This is a genomic window from Streptomyces sp. NPDC051561, assembly GCF_044454195.1.
GTDB lineage: Bacteria > Actinomycetota > Actinomycetes > Streptomycetales > Streptomycetaceae > Streptomyces.
The window spans coordinates 295,345-313,155 of sequence record NZ_JBITDM010000007.1 but is presented as its reverse complement, the minus strand read 5'-3'; the positions used below and the strand labels follow the sequence as shown (position 1 = coordinate 313,155).

The following is a 17,811-nucleotide window of genomic DNA, read 5'->3' as shown; positions in this document are numbered from 1 at the left end:
CGCCCCGTATCTCATTTCCCGTATGTGTCGCGGCAGATGCGGGCCTTCGGGCTGTTCGGGCTCCAGCCGCCGTATCCGGTGCCCAGTGCGCAGACGTCGGCGGCGCTGACCGGCACCTCCGGCAGGGCGGCCGGCGGGTCCGCCTCGTGGTGCGGCGGCCGGTGAGGGGGGCGGGGCCCGTCCGGTTCGGGGGCGGTGCGGTGGCCCGTCCGGCGCGGCTTCGGGGGAGCGGCGGGCCGGGGCTTCTGCTGCGGTCCGGCGGCGGGCTGCCGGGGCTCGGAGGTGGGCGGCGTCAGCTCGGACGGCAGCAGGGCGGCCTCCAGCACCTCGTGGACGGGCGCCTCGACGAGCCGCTCCGGCTGTCCGCCCTGTCCGGCGGGCTGTGGCGGCAGAGCAGCGGGGGACCGGGGTGCCGATGGCTGCCGGGGTACGGCGTCGGGCTCGCCCCGGTCGGCGGCCATACAGCCCGAGGCGGCCGTCACGGCCACCCCCACCAGGAACGTCGCTGCGGTTCTCGTCACGGTTCTTGTTCGGTGCACCCGCGCAACTCTGCTGATCCCGGCCCCGATTGGGGAAGCCGAGGGACCGATATTGGCCCACACGAGTGACGGGGTCCGTCCGTGCTTAGAGCCTGTGTCTAAACCCCGGCCGGGCGCCCGCCGTCTGGCACGCACGCTCGCGGCGTTGCCGAAATGCCCTAGTAGCTCCGCTACGAGGACCTTCCAGCGCCTTGCGATCGCACGCACCAGACGACGTTCGCTGATCCGACCGGGGTTTAGACACAGGCTCTTACCGCGACCCCAGCATGCCGCGCAGCAACTCGCCGAATCCGGTGCGCAGTTCCTCCTCGGAGGGAACCGCCGAGTGGTAGGAGCCCGCCGCGCACGCGTACATCAGCCCCTCCACCCAGGCGACCAGTGACAACGCGTGCCGCTCGGGCTCCCGCGAACCGGCCGCGGTCATCATCGCCACCAGTGGCTCGTTGAACCTGCTCCGCCCCGCCGCGTCGTAGACCTTCCGCAGCTCTGGCCGCCGGGTGGCTTCGAGGCCCAGCTCGTAGCGGGCCACCAGCATGTCCCGGTGTCCGGTGAGATGCCGGTGCAGCAGGCCCGCGAGGACGCCGAGCAGCTCCTCCAGGTCCGGCCGCGCATCCGCGCCGGCACCCGCTCCCGCTTCGGTCCCGGCCCCGGGCAGCTCGCCCAGCCCGAGCGCCTTCGACTCCAGCACCGCCAGCCGCTGCACGGCCGCCTCCAGCAGTGCCTGCCGGGTGCGTGCGTAATTCGACGTCGACCCTTGCGGAAGCCCCGCCACCTCGTCCACCGCCCGATGGGTGAGGCCGCGCATCCCCCGTTCCACCAGGAGTTTCAGCGCGGCGTCCGCGATCCGCTCGGCCCGGGTCGGGGCGGGGGCCGCAAAGCTCGACGGGGGTGCGGTGCGTGCGTTCATGAGGCCAATCTACCGTCTGAACTACATCTGTAGTAGCGTGCAGCACGTCACTACAGATGTAGTTTCCCTGGAGGGGTCAACCATGTCCCAGCAGAAGCAAGCCCGTGCGGTGGTCGTCGGCAGCGGCATCGGCGGCCTCACCGCCGCCGTCGCCCTGCACCAGCGGGGCTGGCAGGTCACCGTTCTCGAACGGGCCGAGTCGCTGGACCCGGTGGGCGCCGGAATCGGCCTCGCCCCCAACTCGCTGCGCGCCCTGGACGTCATCGGTCTCGGCGGCACGGTCCGCGACCTGGCCGCCTGGCAGGGCGAGGGCGGGATGCGCGCTCCGAACGGCCGCTGGCTCTCCCGTACCGACAGCGCCGCCGCGAGCGAACGCTTCGGCGGCCCGCTGGTCCTGCTGCACCGCGCCACCCTCGTGGACGTCCTGCGCTCCGCACTGCCCGGGGACATCGTCCGCACCGGGGCCGCCGCCACCCTGGTGGACGCGGGCGAGCCCGGCGGGCGGCCCGCCGTGGTCCGTACCGAAGCGGGCGACCTCCAGGCCGACCTGGTCATCGGCGCCGACGGTGTCAGGTCGGGTGTGCGCGGTGTCCTCTTCCCGGCGTACCCCGGAGCCGTCTACGCCGGATTCACCACCTGGCGGGTCGTCGTCCCCGCCCCCGCCGAGCCCTTCCCGCCGCACGAGACCTGGGGGCGCGGCCGGCTCTGGGGCACCCAGCCCCTCAAGGACGGCCGGATCTACGCCTACGCCGCCGCCCACGCGGCCGTCGGCGGTCGCAGTACCGACGGAGAGAAGGCGGAACTCCTGCGCCGCTTCGGCGACTGGCACCACCCCGTGCCGCAGATCCTCGCCGCCGCCGAGGACGCCAAGGTCCTGCGGCACGACGTCTTCCACATGAGCACCCCGCTGGACACCTTCCACAAGGGCCGCACCGTGCTGATCGGCGACGCCGCGCACGCCATGTGCCCCACCATGGGCCAGGGCGGCAACCAGTCCATCGAGGACGGCGTCGTCCTCGGCCAGCACCTCGACCCGGCCGCCTCGCAGGCACAACTGGGCGCCGCACTGGCCGCGTTCACCGCCGACCGGCTGCCGCGTACCACCGGGATCGTCGCCAAGTCCGCGAAGATCGCCAAGCTGGCGATGCTGGACAGCGCACCCGCGGCCGCCGTCCGCGACACCCTGCTCAGGCTGGCGAGCCTCGGCCCCTCGGCACTCGCCCTGCGGGCCTTCGACGGAGTCTGCGACTGGCAGCCTCCGCAGCGCACGTATGCTGCCCGGACACCCGTCCACCAGGCACGACAGGCGCACCAGGCATAGCGCCACAGAGGGAGACACCCGTGAAGATCGGCGTCATCGGGCTCGGCGACATCGCGCAGAAGGCCTACCTGCCGGTCTTCGCCACCCTGGCGGAGACGGAGCTGCACCTCCAGACCCGGACCCCCGCCACCCTCGCCCGGGTCGCCGAGGCCCACCGGGTGCCGGCCGAGCGGGCCCACACCACCCTCGACGCGCTGCTCGCCCAGGGACTGGACGCCGCCTTCGTGCACGCGTCGACGATCGCCCACCCCGAAATCGTCACCCGCCTCCTGGAGGCGGACGTCCCGACGTACGTCGACAAGCCGCTCGCCTACGAACTGGCCGACTCCGTACGGCTGGTGGAGCTCGCCGAGCAGCGCGGGGTCAGCCTCGCCGTCGGTTTCAACCGCCGCCTGGCACCCGGCTACGCACAGTGCGCCGAGCACCCGCGCGAGCTGATCCTGATGCAGAAGAACCGGGTCGGCCTGCCCGAGGACGCCCGCACTTTCGTCCTCGACGACTTCATCCACGTCGTGGACACCCTGCGCTTCCTGGCCCCCGGCGAGATCGACCACGTCGACGTCCGCTCCCGCACGGTCGACGGGCTGCTGCACCACGTCGTGCTCCAGCTCTCCGGCGACGGTTTCACCGCCATCGGTACCATGAACCGGATGAGCGGCTCCACCGAGGAGATCCTCGAAGTCGCGGGCCAGGACACCAAGCGTCAGGTGGTCAACCTGGCCGAGGTCATCGACCACAAGGGCCAGCCGAGCGTCCGCCGTCGCGGCGACTGGGTCCCGGTGGCCCGCCAGCGCGGCATCGAGCAGGCCGTCACCGGCTTCCTGGACGCCGTACGGGCGGGGAAGCAGCTGAGCGCGCGGGACGCTCTGGCGACTCATGAACTGTGCGAGCGGGTGGTACGGACGGTTCGGGAGCAGGCTTCCTGAGGCTCCGTAGGCCCTCCGACGCCAGCAGCAGCGCGAGCACGGCCATCGCCGCACAGAGGGCCCAGTCCCCGAACCGGGTGTACGGGGTCCGGCCGGTCGCCAGGGGTACGTCGTAGACGGCGGCGGCACTCCGCTCGGTGCCCAGCGGTTCGCCGAGCCGGGCGCCGTCGGGTCCGTACACGGTGCTCACCCCGGTGAGGGTGGCGTGCACCATGGGCCGGCCGTTCTCGGCGGCCCGCAGCGCGGCCAGCGAGGCGTGCTGCCCGGGCGCCCAGCTGTCCTGGAAGGTGGAGGTCGCCGACTGGGCTATCAGCAGCTGGGCGCCGTCGCGCACCAGACGGCGGCTCATGTCGGGGAACGCGGACTCGAAGCAGACCAGCGGGCCGAGCCGCAGCCCGTTCGGCAAGGGCATCACCACCGTCTCGGTGCCCCGCATCCGGTCCTCGCCCGCCGCCTTGCCGACCGAGGTCGCCCAGCCGAGCAGGGCGCGCGCCGGGACGTACTCGCCGAACGGGACCAGCCGCATCTTGTCGTAGCGCGCCCCGGTCGGCCCCTGCGGCCCCACCAGCACCGAGGACTTGAAGATTCCGGGCCGGTCGGAGCGCCGGGCGTCCACATTGACCAGGATGTCCGCACCGACGAGCCGGGACAGTGCGGCGATCCGCCGGGCCACGTCCGGGCGGGCCGTCAGGTCCTCGCCGACGCTGCTCTCGCCCCACACCACCAGGTCGACCGGTTGCCCGGCCAGGGCGCGGGTCAGCTCCTCGCCGCGGGCCAGCCGCTGCTCGGTGGAGCCGATGCCGTCGAAGATCCCGGGCTGTACGACGGCGATGCGGGCGGTGTGCTGCGGTGCCGGGCGTGGGGCCCAGAGCCAGCCGGCCCCGGCCAGCACGGCGGTGGCGAGCAGGGCGAAGGCGGCCGCGGTACGGGCGTACGGCAGCGTCAGCAGGACCACGAGCACGGTGTTCACGGTCACGACCAGTAGCGTCACCAGCCACACCCCGCCGAGCGAGGCCAGCCGCAGCGCGGCCGTGACATCCCACTGCGAGGACCCCAGCAGCCCCCATGGGCCGCCCAACCCTTCCCAGGACCGGGCGAGTTCGACCATCAGCCACCCCGAGGGCAGCACCGCCACGGCGGCCAGCGCCCGCGACACGGCCGGCCGGCCGCCCAGCATCAGCCGCACCAGCCACCCCCACGGCAGCCACAGCAGACCCACCAGCGCCGCCAGTGCCACGATGAACACATGCAGGCTCGGCATCAGCCAGTGGTGCACCGCCACCACGAAGCCCATTCCACCGAGCCACCCGTCCAGCGCCGCCCGCCGTCCGGTCGGCGCGGAGCGGGCCAGCAGCATCCAGGGCACCAGGGCGACGTAAGCGAACCACCACAGACCGGGGGCGGGAAAGGCCAGCGCGGGCAGCGCCCCGGCCAGGACCGCCGCGAACCCACGCCACCAGGGAGAGCCGGGCCCGCGCCGCCACGGGGAAGTGGCGAGCCGCCGCCGCCACGACAGGGCGGCGCCACCGCCCCCGGGCCCGCCGGACACCCCGTACTTCGGCATCCGCGCCTCCTCACCACCGGAGTGTTGCCTCCAGTGTGAGGGAGGCGGGCGGCCGGGGACAGTGGGCGTCAGCGGTGCCCGGGTGCGGGGAGGACGGGAGGCGTCAGCCGGCGCCGGTGGACAGGGGAGACGAGGGAGACGCGGGAGCCGATGGAGCCGATTGCGGCGAGGGAGTCGCGTGCCGTCAGCCCGTGCCTGCCTGCGACGCGGCGCCGACGTCCGACTGCCGCCACTTCTCGTGGACGGTGACCCGGTCCACCAGCCAGGAGCCGTCGTCGCAGCGCCGCAGGCTGAAGGTGTAGCGACCACCGGTGACGAAGTTCGGCGCCGTGGACCCCTTCGTACCGGCCGCCCGGTCCAGCCGCATCGGATTCCAGTAGTCCGCCTGGACCTCGGCACTGTCCCCCGTATATCCGTCGAGTTCCTCCAGATGGAGGCGCCGGTTCACTATCAGGTGCTGGCGTACGGGAAAGAGCCCGAGCATCTCCTCCAGCCACCCGGCCACCTCCACCGCGGGCCCCTCGATGCCGCCCGCCGAGCGGTAGTCGGCCCGGCCGGAGGGGGTGAACAGGGCCTTGTACGCCGACCAGTCGGCATCGTCGACGGCCACGGCGTAACCGGTGATCACCGCGTCGATGGCCAGCCGGTCGATTACGGTCGCGAGCTCCACACGCTGGGTCATCGGCACAGTCTCGGGCAGGGGAAGCGTGCCGCCAAGGGCCCGTGGGGCACGAGGTGCTCGCAGTGCGGCCTGCGTGCGGCGCTCCTACGATCGACCGAAGTGCACATTCCGTAATCAATCGGACGTTATTTGCGGCAGCTGTTCTCGGTCACCGTTCAGTCACTCCCGAAGGTGCTCACATGGGTATGCGGCGTACGACATCCGTTCTGCTGGCCACCACCGTCGTGGCCACGGCGGTCCTGGCCACCGGCTGCGGCAGCGACGACAAGAAGCCCGACCCGATGCGCGACCAGCAGTACGCGCTCGACTCGCTCAAGCTGCCGGACGCCTGGAAGACGGCCGACGGCGACAAGACGGTCATCGCCGTCGTCGACACCGGCGCCGACCTCAAGCACCCCGACCTCAAGGACCGCTTGGTCGACGGCCACGACTTCGTCGACAACGACGACGACCCGACCGACCAGAACGGCCACGGCACCCATGTCTCCGGCATCGCCGCCGCCGCGACCGACAACGGCATCGGCATCGCCGGCGGCGCTCCCGGCGCGAAGATCATGCCGGTACGGGTGCTCGGCGCGGACGGCAGCGGTACCGACGCCAACATCACCAAGGGCATCATCTGGGCGGCCAACCATGGCGCCCACGTCATCAATCTGTCCCTCGGCGAGTCCGGCCTGATGGCCCGTCTGCTCAAGGGCGGCGTCCTCAACGCGGCCATCACCGCCGCCCACGCCAAGGGCGCGGTCGTCGTCGCGGCTGCCGGGAACGACGGCACCGCCCTCCAGCCGTACAAGCCGCTGACTCCGGTCCTGGTGGTCGGCGCGAGCGGCCCGGCGAACAAGCCGGCCGCCTTCTCCAACTTCGGCGCCGAACAGGCGGTGACGGCGCCCGGAGTCAAGATCCTGTCGACCCTGCCGACGTACACGACGCCGGAGACCAAGAGCAACACCAGCGGCTACGGGGCACTGGACGGCACCTCGATGGCCGCCCCCTATGTCTCGGCGGTGGCCGCCCTGCTGCACCAGCAGGACCGCACCCCTGACCAGATCATGACGGCCATCCGCAGCACGGCCAGCAACCCGGACAAGCTGCCGAAGCTCGGCCTCGGCGTCGTGGACGCGGCCGCCGCGGTCGCCTCGAAGAAGTAGCCCCCGAGAGCCCGTGGGGTGGCGACCCGGGCTCCGTACGTCTAACCCGCCGACTCGCCCGCGTGCGGGCTCAGGACGTCCGTGCCGACCAGCACGAACAGCAGGATGCCCAGCGCGATCCGGTAGTAGACGAACGGCAGGAAGCTGCGGGTGGTGATGTACCGCATGAACCAGGCGATCACCGCATAGCCGACCCCGAAGGCGATCAGCGTCGCGAGGGCCGTCTGCCCCCAGGCGACATGGCCCTCGCCGGCGTCCTTCAGCTCGTACAGCCCCGAGGCCAGTACGGCCGGGATGGCGAGCAGGAAGGAGTAGCGGGCCGCCGACTCACGCGTGTAGCCCATCAGCAGGCCGCCGCTGATGGTCGCGCCGGAGCGGGAGACTCCGGGGATCAGGGCCAGCGCCTGGCAGAAGCCGTAGATCAGACCGTCCTTGATGCCCAGGTCCTTGAGGGTCTTGCGGTGGTTGCCCGCCGTGTGACGGCCGGAGTCCTGCTCGGCCCGCGCGGCCAGCCGGTCGGCGACTCCGAGCACGATGCCCATCACGATCAGCGTGGTCGCGATCAGCCGCAGATCCCGGAACGGGCCCTCGATCTGGTCCTTGAGCGTCACGCCGAGCACACCGATGGGGATCGAGCCGACGATCACCAGCCAGCCCATCTGGGCGTCGTGGTCCGCGCGCATCGACTTGTCGCGCAGCGAGCGGAACCAGGCGGAGAGGATCTTCCCGATGTCCTTGCGGAAGTAGATCAGCACTGCCGCCTCGGTGCCGATCTGGGTGATCGCGGTGAACGCGGCTCCCGGGTCCTGCCAGCCCGCGAAGGCCGCGGTCAGCCGCAGATGGGCGCTGGAGGAGATCGGCAGGAACTCGGTGAGTCCCTGCACCAGCCCGAGGATGATGGATTCGAACCAGTTCATGAAGGAGGGCGCCGTCCCTGATCTGGGTGCGTCCTGGCGACAGCCGTGCACCGTGCGGAGGGTGGGGTGAGTGGTGCGCAGCGTACCCGCGGAAGATGGCCGGAGGGTGATCAACGGGCGGACGGCGTGACCCCGTGTCGGGACCGGCTGTTCACCCGGCCGTGCTCAGCCGGGCGGCCCGATTCCATGCTGCGTGCGACCCCGCTTCCGTGCCCCGGGGGCCACCCGCCTCACCGCTGCGGCCCCTTTTGCTTCAGCGCTTCGAGAGGGGCAGTCCTCAGCGCTTCGAGAGAGACAGCGCAGGGATACGACGCGGGCCTTGCGCCACGTCGGTGCCCTCGGCCTCCTGCTGCGCCTTGGGGCGCCCGATCGAGTGCCGCTTGCGCCAGGCCACCACTGCCCCGGCCACGCTGGACACCACGATGAACCCCATCGAGATCAGGAAGGCCGGAGACATCGGCGACGAGGCCTCGCTGCCCGCGATGACGTAGGCCAGGGTGTTCGGGATCGAGCCCAGCCCGGTGGCCGCCAGGAACGACAGATACCGCATCCGCGAGACCGACGCGCAGTAGTTGGCGGCGGCGAACGGCACCCCGGGGAACAGCCGGATCGCCAGCATCGACCGGAATCCGTGCCTGCTCATGACCCCGTCGGCGGTCAGCAGGATCCGCCCGCGCAGCATCGGCCGCAGCGCGTCCTGGCCGAGCAGCCGGCCGAGCGCGAAGGAGATTCCGGCGCCGAGCACCGTCCCGCCGATGGAGGTGGTGAGGCCCAGCGCCGTACCGAAGAGGGCGCCCGCCGCCAGATTGAGGATCGGCCGGGGGACAAAGGCCACCGTGCACAGTCCGTACCCCACCCCGAAAAGCACCGCCGCCGTCGCACCGCCCAGCTGCGGCGGCCAGCCGTCGGCCAGCATCTTCTGCGGCTCGTACAGCACCACGGCGGTCGCCGCGGACGCCAGTACGACCACCAGCAGCGCCAGCCGCGACCAGGGCGACAGCAGCACTCTCGCGCAGCGCGCGCCGCGCCCTGCGGTGCGACGGTCGTCGCACGGGGCGTCCGTGTCTTCGCGTGAAGCGGTGGTCCTGGTGACTGGGTCGAGCATCCGGGGAGAGTAGCCGACATGTGTGTGTGATCGCCGTAATGTGCACCTCATGAGCCGATCCACCGGGTCCGTTCCGGACAGCGCACTGGCCGACACCGTCCTGGACCGGCTCACCACGGTGTACCCCAAGGGTGCCGATCCGGCCAGGGCTGCCAAGGTCAGGGCGTACATGAAGGACATTTCCCCCACGGTGTACCCCAAGGGTGCCGATCCGGCCAGGGCTGCCAAGGTCAGGGCGTACATGAAGGACATTTCTCCCTTCCTCGGCATCCCCACCCCCGAGCGCCGCGCCCTCTCGCGCACTGTGCTGGAAGGCACACCGCGCCCCGACGAGCGGGACTGCACGGCGATCGCGCTCCGTTGCTGGGCGCTGGAGGAGCGCGAGTACCGGTACTTCGCCGTCGACTACCTGCGCCGCCATGCGAAAAGCCTCTCCGCCGGCTTCCTGCCCGTGATCCGCACACTGGTCGTCACCAACTCCTGGTGGGACACCGTCGATCTCCTCGCCGCCCGTGTCGTCGGCCCTCTGGTGAGCGCCGATCCGAAGCTGAGGTCCGTCATGGACCGTTGGATCGAGGATCCGGACATGTGGGTGGCCCGCACCGCCCTCCTGCACCAGCTGGGCCACAAGGACACCACCGACACCACCCGTCTCTTCGCCTACTGCCTGCGCCAGGCGGGCCACCCCGACTTCTTCGTCCGCAAGGCCATTGGCTGGTGCCTGCGCGAGTACGCCAAGACCGATCCGGCGGCGGTACGCGACTTCGTCGGGCAGTACCGGGACGTGCTGTCGCCGCTCTCCGCGCGCGAGGCGCTGAAGAACCTCTGACCGGAGGTCAGCCTCCGCTCCGTACAAGGTCCGCGGGGCCGTCCCGGTCAGCGCCCGGGCCCGAATAAATCGTTCGACCGGGACCGTGCCTCAGGGCAGGATCAAGCACATGTTCCGGTACGCCTTCCTCGCAGCACGGCCCGCAGTCGCGGCCGCGCCGAAGGCTGCCGTCACCGAACTCCTCGCAGTCCTCGAATCCTTCGCAGTCCTGCCTCCCGCAGTCGCACCTGCCGCAGCGCCCCTCGACGGCGCCCGAAGCTGACCCTCCTCGGATCGCGTCCGACGGACCCCGAAAGGGGAGGGTCGGCCGGCCCCGGGGTCCCACCACGCATCCGTACGCGCATCCGTGGACACACAGCTTCGTAGAAACAGGAACCGATTCGTCATGTCCAAAACGGCATTCGTCCGCACCAAGCCGCACCTCAACATCGGCACCATGGGTCACGTCGACCACGGCAAGACCACCCTCACCGCCGCCATCACCAAGGTCCTCGCCGAGCGTGGCACCGGCACGTTCGTTCCGTTCGACCGGATCGACCGGGCGCCGGAGGAGGCCGCGCGCGGCATCACCATCAACATCAGTCACGTCGAGTACGAGACCGACACCCGCCACTACGCCCATGTCGACATGCCGGGTCACGCCGACTACGTCAAGAACATGGTCACCGGCGCCGCCCAGCTCGACGGCGCGATCCTCGTCGTCTCGGCGCTCGACGGCATCATGCCGCAGACCGCCGAGCACGTCCTGCTGGCCCGCCAGGTCGGCGTCGACCACATCGTCGTCGCCCTCAACAAGGCCGACGCGGGCGACGACGAGCTCACCGACCTGGTCGAGCTGGAGGTCCGCGACCTGCTCTCCGCCAACGGCTACGGCGGCGACGCGGCCCCCGTGGTCCGCGTCTCCGGCCTGGGGGCCCTGGAGGGCGACCCGCGCTGGGTCGCCGCCGTCGAGGCGCTGCTCGACGCCGTCGACACCTATGTGCCGATGCCCGAGCGGTATGTGGACGCGCCGTTCCTGCTGCCGGTGGAGAACGTCCTGACCATCACCGGCCGGGGCACCGTCGTCACCGGGGCGATCGAGCGCGGCACCGTGCGGGTCGGCGACCGGGTGGAAGTGCTGGGGGCCGACGGCGGTCCGCAGCCGACCACCGTCACCGGCCTGGAGACCTTCGGGAAGCCGATGGAGTCCGCGGAGGCCGGGGACAACGTGGCGCTGCTGCTGCGCGGCATGCCACGGGACGCGGTACGACGCGGACACGTGGTCGCGGCGCCGGGGAGCGTGACGCCGGGACGCCGTTTCCGGGCGCAGGTGTACGTCCTGTCGGCGCGCGAGGGCGGGCGCAGTACCGCCGTGGTGTCCGGCTACCGGCCGCAGTTCTACCTGCGCACCGGAGACGTCGTCGGTGACATCGACCTCACCGAGGCCGGTGGCGCCGCCCGGCCCGGCGACACGGTCACCATGACCGTGGAGCTCGGCCGGGACACCCCGCTGGAGCCGGGTCTCGGCTTCGCGATCCGCGAGGGCGGACGCACGGTGGGGGCCGGCACGGTCACCGAAGTGCTGTAGGGGAAAGGCAGTTGGGGCGAGGGCCGTCCCGCCGCTCGATGCGGCGGGACGGCGTTCCCCCGCGGGCGCTCAGGTGCCGCGTGCCCGGCGTGCCGCTCGCCGGGGCTGCCCCGGCGAGCGACCCCGAACACGCCGTGCCCGGATCCAGCCGTGCGGAGGTCCCGCACGGCCGAGGACGTACGACGCGAGCCGGGGGACAATGACCGGATGAAGGATCCGATCCCGGTCGTCCGGGAAGTCGACGGCGGCACCGCCCGGCTGATGCCCGACGTCGACCGCGACCGTGCCTGGCTGCTGACGGTCGACGGTGCACCCCAGTCGTACGTCGACCTCGACGAGCCGACGTATCTCGAATTCGAGTACGCGCGCCGGCTCGCCCATGTCGTCGACAGCGCCGCCGCACCGGGCGAACCCCTCGACGTCACCCACCTCGGCGGCGGCGGCCTCTCGCTGCCCCGCTACGTCGCCGCGACCCGCCCCGGTTCGCGCCAGGACGTGATCGAGGCGGACCGGGGGCTGCTCACCCTGGTCACCGAGCACCTCCCGCTACCGGACGGCGGCAGGGGGATCACGGTGCACGGGGCGGACGGGCGGGCCTGGCTGGAGGCGGCGCCGGACGACTCCGCCGACGTACTCATCGCGGATGTCTTCGGCGGCTCACGGGTGCCCGCCGCCTTCACCTCGATCGGTTACGTCCGCGCCGCCGCCCGGGTGCTGAGGCCGGGCGGGATCTACGCGGCCAACCTCGCCGACGGTACGCCCTTCGACTTCCTCCGCTCGCAACTCGCCACCTTCCGGGGCGAGTTCGCGGAACTCGCGCTGATCGCGGAACCCGGGGTGCTGCGCGGCCGACGGTTCGGCAACGCGGTGCTGGTCGCCTCGCAGCACCCCCTGGACACCGCCGCCCTGGCCCGCCGCACCGCCTCCGACGCCTTCCCCGCACGGGTCGAGCACGGGGCGGCGCTGGTCCGCTTCGTCAAGGGCGCCCCGCCGGTGGCCGACGCCGACGCGGTGCCCTCACCCGTGCCGCCCGACGGGGCCTTCAGCGTCGGGTGAGGCGGCTGGGGAGGGCGTGGCGGAAGGGGACGGGGCGGGAAGAGGCGTGAGCGTCGGCTCGGGGGAGAGCTCCGGGGCGGCCGCGGTCACCGGTCCGGGGGTTCGCCGCCGAAGATTCCGTACATCCGGAAGCAACAGCACCAGAGCCGTCAGCAGCACGATCAGCCCGGCGGAACCCCACAGCGCCTCGGAACGCCCGAAGGCGTCCTCAGCCGGGCCCGCCAGGGACGTGGCGATCGGCACCATGGCCAGCGACCCCAGCCAGTCGTACGCGGAGACCCGGGAGAACTTGTCCTCCGGGATCTCCTGATGCAGTGCCGTCATCCAGGAGACCCCGAACACCTCGATCGAGATCCCGGTCGCGAACATCACCGCGATCAGCGCCCAGGCGGGCAGTGGAATCGCCAGCGCGGCCGACGGCATCGCGAGCGGGAAGACACAGAGCAGCCCGGAGAACAGCAGCCGCCGCGGCTTCCAGCGCATCATCAGCACCGCACCGCACACCGTCCCCGCTCCGAACCCGGCCAGCGCCAGGCCCCAGGGCGCCGCGCCGCCCAGGTGCTCCCGGGCGACCAGCGGCCCGTACACCGCCTCGGCCGCCGCGACCACCGCGTTGATCACCGAGAACTGCACCACGATGCCCCACAGCCAGGGCCGCGAGGAGAACTCCTGCCAGCCCGCCCGGAGATCCGCGACCAGCCCGCTGCTCCTGACCCGCTCCGGTATGTGGCTCACGTCGAGGAACGACCGCATCGCCCCCGCCACCGCGAACGCGGCCGCGTCGATCGCCAGTACCCAGCCCGGCCCGACGGCGGCGACCATCGCACCGCCCAGCGCGGCTCCGCCGATCGCGGCCCCGTTCATCGACATCCGGAACACCGCGAAGGCGCGCCCCGCCTGCTCCCCGGTGACCGTCGACAGCAGCATTCCCTCGGCCGCCGGACCGAAGAACGCCTGCCCCACCCCGCCCAGCCCGGCCAGCAGCATCATCTGCCACAGCTGAGGTGTGCCGGTGAGGACGAGAACGGCGAACAGCCCCTGGGAGACGCAGCTGAGGACATTGGCCGCGACCATCACATGGTGTCGCGGCAACCGGTCCGCGACCGCGCCGCCGATCAGCAGGAACAGGATCAGCGGTACGGTCCTGGCCGCCGCGACCAGACCGACGTCTCCCGCGGTGCCGCCGGCCGCGAGCACCGCGAAGGAGGCGGCGATGAGCGCGCCGTTGGAACCGAGATTGGTGACCACCGCCGCCGCGGTGAGCAGCGAGTAGTTGCGGCCGGCCCAGGGCGGGCGGCGGCGCGCGGGGGACGACGGCGGGGCGGCGGGAGAAGTCACTGAGGGACTATCGCTCCCACCGCCCCGGGATGCCAAACCGAACGGGTGTTTCCGTTGTGCGTCCTGTGGCCGACGTGTGTCCTGTCACCGGTGTGTGCCCCGAGACAGGCGTGCAAGTGCCTGCCGGGGTCAGCCCGCCAGACGCAGCGTGCCGAGGATCTTCATGATGGTCGCGTCCGGGACCTCGTCCTCGACGCCCTTGGCGCTGTAGAGCACCCAGGCCGCGTAGTCGCCCTTGGCGTTCTTGAAGCCGAAGGCGGTGGACTTGCCGTCGGTGTCGCACTTGTTGGGCTTCTTCACACCGGTCGCGGTCGCCGACGAAATGCTGCCGACCAGGCCGGAGGTGGTGGTGAAGGGCTTGGGCTTCCCCACGGTGATCTTTCCGGTCCGCTTCTGGTCGTACCCGGCGAAGACCCAGTTGCCCGACTGGATCTCGGCGACCTCATTGGTGCTCTTGGCGCCGTTGGCGCCCTTGGTGCCGACCCGGGACAGGCCCGTGGACTCCATCTTCCCGTCGTGGTCGTCGTCGTCCTCGCACCACTTGTCCTTGAGGGAGGCGGGAGCGGACATGCCGACCACGGGCTTGCCGGTCGGGTTCTTCTCGTCCTCGAAGCCGACGATCAGCCCGGCGGACTCGACCTTCCACTCCGGCGGCACCTCGAAGACGGTGCCGTGCTTGGCGTTGGTGACGACCTTCCAGCCCGGAACGGTCGGCTTGGCCTCGGCGCCACCGCGCGGGTTGCCGGTGTCGCCGGTGACGGAGCCCGCCGGGTCTGAGGCCGGAGCAGACGGCTGCTGCTTCGGAGCGGCCGGCGACTGCGAGGCGTTCTTGCCGTTCGCCACCGGCTGCGGGTCACCGCCCTTGTCGTCCTTGAGGACGAAGACGGTGGTGCCCACGAGTGCGGCGAGCACCACGGCACCTGCCACCACCGCGGTGATCAGGTTCTTCTTGCGCTCGTCCTGCGGGTTGTTCGGGCCGCCGGGACCGACGGGTCCGGGCGGAGCCGGAGTCGTGTACTGGTCCTGGTACGGGTTGGGCGGCGGTGTCGGAACCGAACCGGCGGCCGGGTAGCCGTACCCCGGTGCGGGAGTGGGCTGCTGGTAACCACCGGCCGGCGGACCCGGCGGTGGCGTCGACTGACCACCGGCCGGCTGCTGGCCGGGCGGTGGGGTGCTCGGGTACCCGGGCTGCGGGTACGGATTGTTGTGCTGCGGGTTCTGCTCGCCCCCGGGCGGCTGCTGTCCTGGCCACATGGCGAGTAACCATAGAGGGGAGGGGGCATCGGGGCTACCGCCGCCCCCACCGGTCCGGCTCCTGTGACACAGCCCTGACGTCCGGGGGATGGCCAACAACTCCTACTCGTGGGTAACATCGCTGCCCATGAGCGCAGATCAGATGTCCGTCGGCGAGATGCTCGCCGCCACGGTGCCGATGGCCCGCACGTTGGGCCTGGAGTTCCTGGAGACCACTCCGGAGCGGGCCGTCGTCCGCCTGCCGGACCACAGCGACTACCACAACCACGTCGGCGGACCGCACGCCGGAGCCATGTTCACGCTGGCCGAGTCGGCGAGCGGCGCGATTGTGATCGCTGCGTTCGGTGATCAGTTGACGCGCGCCGTGCCGCTGGCCGTCAAGGCCGAGATCGGCTACAAGAAGCTCGCCATGGGAGTGGTCACCGCGACCGCGACGCTGGGCCGCCCCATCGCCGATGTGGTGGCGGAGCTGGACGCGGGCGAGCGCCCGGAGTTCCCCGTCGAGATCGCGATCACGCGTGAGGACGGCGCCGTAACGGGCGAGATGACGGTGGTGTGGACCTTGCGTCCCAACAAGTAGGAACAGTGCGGTTCTGGTAGGCGCCGCGCGGTTCTTGCGGGAACGGTGCGGTTCTTGAGAAGGGGCGGTGCTCCACCTCGGCGGAGGTGGGGCGCCGCCCCTTCGCCGGTCCACCGCATGGGTCATACATAGGTTTCCCGTTCAACTTATTGACTGTCACGTTGACCGGCCCTAACTTTCACGGACCAGTCGCGAACCACGGCGTGCCCCGCCTTCAAGGGCTGCACTCCGCACCACAGTTGGCACGTGTATACGCCCCATCTCCTCAACGAAGAGGCAGCGGCCATGATCGATACACCCGGGCCACGCGCACACCGGACCCTGCCGGCACTCGCCGCCCTCGCACTGGGGGCCGCCACCGCCCTCGTACCGCTGTCCGCGCAGGCGGCGCCGCTGGGTGACCGGGGGCCGGTCGTACGGACCGAATCCGGTCTGATCAGGGGCGAGAGCACCCGCGAGGGTCAGCAGTTCCTCGGTGTGCCCTACGCCGCGCGGCCGGTGGGGGAGCTGCGCTGGAAGGCGCCCCGGCCCGCGCCCGCCTGGCGGGGCGTGCGTGACGCGACGCGCTTCGCAGACAAGTGCGTCCAGACGAAGAGCTGGGACCCCGGCTACGAGGAGCCCAGTTACACCGAGGACTGCCTCGCGCTCAATGTGTACGTACCGAGGAAGCAGCCGGCCGGGTCGAAGAACGGCGTGCAGAAGAACGGCGTGCAGAAGAACGGCGTGCGGAAGAACGGCATGCCGAGGAACGGCAAGCTTCCCGTCATGGTCTGGTTCCACGGTGGCGGGCTGACGGCCGGCGCGGGCCAGGACATCGTCCCCGACGAGTTCGCCAACTCCACCGGCACGGTCGTCGTCTCGGTCAACTACCGCCTGGGCGCGCTGGGATTCCTCGCCACCCCCGGTCTCGACGCCGAGGCCAAGGACCGCACCTCCGGCAACTTCGGTCTCCAGGACCAGCAGCAGGCGTTGCGCTGGGTGCGTGCCAACGCCCGTCACTTCGGCGGTGACGCCGCCAGGGTGACCCTCGCGGGCGAGTCGGCCGGCGGCCTCTCGGTCTGTACGCAGCTGGCCTCGCCCACCGCACGCGGACTGTTCCGCGCCGGGATCATCCAGAGCGGCGCGTACAACGACTGCGCGGCCAGGCCGAAGAAGACCGCAGCCGAGCAGGGCACGGCGTTCGCAGCCAAGCTCGGCTGCAAGGACGCGGGGACGGCGCTCGCCTGTCTCCGTGGCAAGAGCTCCAAGGAGATCCTGGAGGCACAGAACGGGTTCTCCTGGAGTCCGGTGGTCGGCGGCTCGTTCCTGCCCGTGCAGCCCTTCGCGGCCTTCAAGGAGGGGAAAGCCGCGCGGGTGCCGGTGCTCAACGGCGCGAACAAGGACGAGGGCAGACTGTTCGCCTTCAGCGCGTTCGAGGGCAGAGGCAGGCCGCTGACCACCGAGGCCTACCCGGCCGCCGTCAGGGCGTACTTCGGGCCGGCACTCGGCGAGAAGGTGGCCGCCCGCTATCCGGCGAGCGCCCACCGGTCGCCGACGATCGCGCTCGGCACCGCCATCGGCGACCAGCTGTTCGCGTGCAGCGCGCTGCGGCTGAACCGGGCCGCCGCCACCCACACCACCGTCCACACCTACGAGTTCGCGGACCGCACCTCCCCGCCGTTCGCCTCGATGCGCAACCAGCCGGTCCCGTTCGACTTCGGCGCGACGCACGTCAACGAGGTGCAGTACCTCTTCAAGCACTTCGGTCTGGACACTCCGCTCAACGCCGCACAGCGCAAGCTGTCGCGGCAGATGGTTGAGTACTGGGGCTCCTTCATCCGCGACGGCAGACCCGAAGCCGCCGGGCAGCCGGACATGCCGACGCAGAACCGCACCCCCGGCACCGTCCTCTCACTGAAGACCGATTCGGCCGGTGGCAACACCTTTGACTCAAAAGTCGGTTCCGACCACCTGTGCGACCTCTGGGACGCCGCCGCCACGGCGTGACCGGCGGGGGTAGGCTGCCCGGCGTGCGCCACACGGCGCGGGCCGGGCAGTCTGCCTGTGGGCCAGACAGCGGAAGATCCACGCACGACGGA

The 17,811-nt window shown here is 71.5% G+C and carries 17 protein-coding genes; 9 read left to right on the top strand and 8 right to left on the bottom strand.

The window, feature by feature from the left end:
* Positions 1-11: 11 nt before the first annotated feature.
* Positions 12-521 (bottom strand): hypothetical protein, encoded by a 510-nt coding sequence (locus ACIA73_RS19130; RefSeq protein ID WP_399439735.1) that lies wholly within the window; start codon positions 519-521, stop codon positions 12-14.
* Between the two features lie 268 nt (positions 522-789).
* A complete protein-coding gene (locus tag ACIA73_RS19125) occupies positions 790-1,446 on the bottom strand; it encodes a TetR/AcrR family transcriptional regulator (protein WP_399439734.1) in 657 nt (218 codons plus the stop codon).
* A gap of 82 nt (positions 1,447-1,528) precedes the next feature.
* Here ACIA73_RS19125 and ACIA73_RS19120 point away from each other — a divergent pair, with 82 nt between their 5' ends.
* Together ACIA73_RS19120 and ACIA73_RS19115 are read left to right on the top strand one after the other, a co-directional pair.
* Complete coding sequence (locus ACIA73_RS19120) at positions 1,529-2,767, top strand: FAD-dependent monooxygenase (RefSeq protein ID WP_399439733.1); 1,239 nt, start codon at positions 1,529-1,531, stop codon at positions 2,765-2,767.
* Between the two features lie 20 nt (positions 2,768-2,787).
* Positions 2,788-3,693: a Gfo/Idh/MocA family protein gene (locus tag ACIA73_RS19115; protein ID WP_399439732.1), complete on the top strand. Its 906-nt coding sequence runs from the start codon at positions 2,788-2,790 to the stop codon at positions 3,691-3,693.
* On the opposite strand, the gene lnt is transcribed toward ACIA73_RS19115, so the two are convergent.
* Positions 3,578-5,257, bottom strand: coding sequence for an apolipoprotein N-acyltransferase (gene lnt / locus ACIA73_RS19110; protein WP_399439731.1), 1,680 nt, complete (start codon positions 5,255-5,257; stop codon positions 3,578-3,580). The genes ACIA73_RS19115 and lnt overlap by 116 nt on opposite strands.
* Positions 5,258-5,441: 184 nt before the next feature.
* Positions 5,442-5,939, bottom strand: a complete 498-nt coding sequence (locus ACIA73_RS19105) for a nuclear transport factor 2 family protein (RefSeq protein ID WP_399439730.1) — start codon at positions 5,937-5,939, stop codon at positions 5,442-5,444.
* Positions 5,940-6,124: 185 nt separating this feature from the next.
* Between ACIA73_RS19105 and ACIA73_RS19100 the strand changes: the two genes are divergently transcribed.
* A complete protein-coding gene (locus ACIA73_RS19100) occupies positions 6,125-7,087 on the top strand; it encodes a S8 family serine peptidase (RefSeq protein ID WP_399439729.1) in 963 nt (320 codons plus the stop codon).
* Between the two features lie 41 nt (positions 7,088-7,128).
* Here the strand turns inward: ACIA73_RS19100 and ACIA73_RS19095 are convergent, their stop codons facing one another.
* Together ACIA73_RS19095 and ACIA73_RS19090 are read right to left on the bottom strand one after the other, a co-directional pair.
* Positions 7,129-8,004 carry an undecaprenyl-diphosphate phosphatase gene (locus tag ACIA73_RS19095; RefSeq protein ID WP_399439728.1) on the bottom strand — a complete coding sequence of 292 codons (876 nt, stop codon included), beginning with the start codon at positions 8,002-8,004 and terminating at the stop codon, positions 7,129-7,131.
* A gap of 277 nt (positions 8,005-8,281) precedes the next feature.
* Positions 8,282-9,109, bottom strand: a complete 828-nt coding sequence (locus ACIA73_RS19090; RefSeq protein ID WP_399439727.1) for a TVP38/TMEM64 family protein — start codon at positions 9,107-9,109, stop codon at positions 8,282-8,284.
* Positions 9,110-9,158: 49 nt separating this feature from the next.
* On the opposite strand from ACIA73_RS19090, the gene ACIA73_RS19085 reads away from it, so the two are divergent.
* From ACIA73_RS19085 to ACIA73_RS19070, 4 genes are all read left to right on the top strand, one after another.
* Entirely contained in the window at positions 9,159-9,938 is a 780-nt protein-coding gene (locus tag ACIA73_RS19085) for a DNA alkylation repair protein (protein ID WP_399439725.1), read from the top strand.
* Positions 9,939-10,047: 109 nt separating this feature from the next.
* On the top strand, positions 10,048-10,200 hold the full coding sequence (locus ACIA73_RS19080; protein WP_399439724.1) for a hypothetical protein: 153 nt from the start codon (positions 10,048-10,050) through the stop codon (positions 10,198-10,200).
* 123 nt (positions 10,201-10,323) lie between these two features.
* Positions 10,324-11,505 (top strand): elongation factor Tu, encoded by a 1,182-nt coding sequence (tuf, locus tag ACIA73_RS19075; RefSeq protein ID WP_399439723.1) that lies wholly within the window; start codon positions 10,324-10,326, stop codon positions 11,503-11,505.
* Positions 11,506-11,712: 207 nt separating this feature from the next.
* Positions 11,713-12,561, top strand: a complete 849-nt coding sequence (locus ACIA73_RS19070; RefSeq protein WP_399439722.1) for a spermidine synthase — start codon at positions 11,713-11,715, stop codon at positions 12,559-12,561.
* On the opposite strand, the gene ACIA73_RS19065 is transcribed toward ACIA73_RS19070, so the two are convergent.
* Positions 12,523-13,899 (bottom strand): MFS transporter, encoded by a 1,377-nt coding sequence (locus ACIA73_RS19065; RefSeq protein WP_399439721.1) that lies wholly within the window; start codon positions 13,897-13,899, stop codon positions 12,523-12,525. The genes ACIA73_RS19070 and ACIA73_RS19065 overlap by 39 nt on opposite strands.
* 129 nt (positions 13,900-14,028) lie before the next feature.
* The gene (locus ACIA73_RS19060) at positions 14,029-15,153 is read right to left on the bottom strand and encodes a hypothetical protein (RefSeq protein ID WP_399439720.1); all 1,125 of its coding nucleotides are present in this window, start codon (positions 15,151-15,153) and stop codon (positions 14,029-14,031) included.
* Positions 15,154-15,295: 142 nt separating this feature from the next.
* Between ACIA73_RS19060 and ACIA73_RS19055 the strand changes: the two genes are divergently transcribed.
* Both ACIA73_RS19055 and ACIA73_RS19050 read left to right on the top strand, forming a co-directional pair.
* A complete protein-coding gene (locus tag ACIA73_RS19055) occupies positions 15,296-15,733 on the top strand; it encodes a DUF4442 domain-containing protein (RefSeq protein WP_399439804.1) in 438 nt (145 codons plus the stop codon).
* Between the two features lie 285 nt (positions 15,734-16,018).
* A complete protein-coding gene (locus ACIA73_RS19050) occupies positions 16,019-17,719 on the top strand; it encodes a carboxylesterase/lipase family protein (RefSeq protein WP_399439719.1) in 1,701 nt (566 codons plus the stop codon).
* Positions 17,720-17,811: the final 92 nt, after the last annotated feature.

Excerpts from the sequence above, each read along its gene's own strand:
- ACIA73_RS19125 (WP_399439734.1), bottom strand. The coding sequence starts at position 1,446 with ATGAACGCACGCACCGCACCCCCGTCGAGCTTTGCGGCCCCCGCCCCG.
- ACIA73_RS19120 (WP_399439733.1), top strand. The coding sequence starts at position 1,529 with ATGTCCCAGCAGAAGCAAGCCCGTGCGGTGGTCGTCGGCAGCGGCATC.
- lnt (WP_399439731.1), bottom strand. The coding sequence starts at position 5,257 with ATGCCGAAGTACGGGGTGTCCGGCGGGCCCGGGGGCGGTGGCGCCGCC.
- ACIA73_RS19105 (WP_399439730.1), bottom strand. The coding sequence starts at position 5,939 with ATGACCCAGCGTGTGGAGCTCGCGACCGTAATCGACCGGCTGGCCATC.
- ACIA73_RS19100 (WP_399439729.1), top strand. The coding sequence starts at position 6,125 with ATGCGGCGTACGACATCCGTTCTGCTGGCCACCACCGTCGTGGCCACG.
- ACIA73_RS19095 (WP_399439728.1), bottom strand. The coding sequence starts at position 8,004 with ATGAACTGGTTCGAATCCATCATCCTCGGGCTGGTGCAGGGACTCACC.
- ACIA73_RS19090 (WP_399439727.1), bottom strand. The coding sequence starts at position 9,109 with ATGCTCGACCCAGTCACCAGGACCACCGCTTCACGCGAAGACACGGAC.
- ACIA73_RS19085 (WP_399439725.1), top strand. The coding sequence starts at position 9,159 with ATGAGCCGATCCACCGGGTCCGTTCCGGACAGCGCACTGGCCGACACC.
- ACIA73_RS19080 (WP_399439724.1), top strand. The coding sequence starts at position 10,048 with ATGTTCCGGTACGCCTTCCTCGCAGCACGGCCCGCAGTCGCGGCCGCG.
- tuf (WP_399439723.1), top strand. The coding sequence starts at position 10,324 with ATGTCCAAAACGGCATTCGTCCGCACCAAGCCGCACCTCAACATCGGC.
- ACIA73_RS19070 (WP_399439722.1), top strand. The coding sequence starts at position 11,713 with ATGAAGGATCCGATCCCGGTCGTCCGGGAAGTCGACGGCGGCACCGCC.
- ACIA73_RS19060 (WP_399439720.1), bottom strand. The coding sequence starts at position 15,153 with ATGTGGCCAGGACAGCAGCCGCCCGGGGGCGAGCAGAACCCGCAGCAC.
- ACIA73_RS19055 (WP_399439804.1), top strand. The coding sequence starts at position 15,296 with ATGTCCGTCGGCGAGATGCTCGCCGCCACGGTGCCGATGGCCCGCACG.
- ACIA73_RS19050 (WP_399439719.1), top strand. The coding sequence starts at position 16,019 with ATGATCGATACACCCGGGCCACGCGCACACCGGACCCTGCCGGCACTC.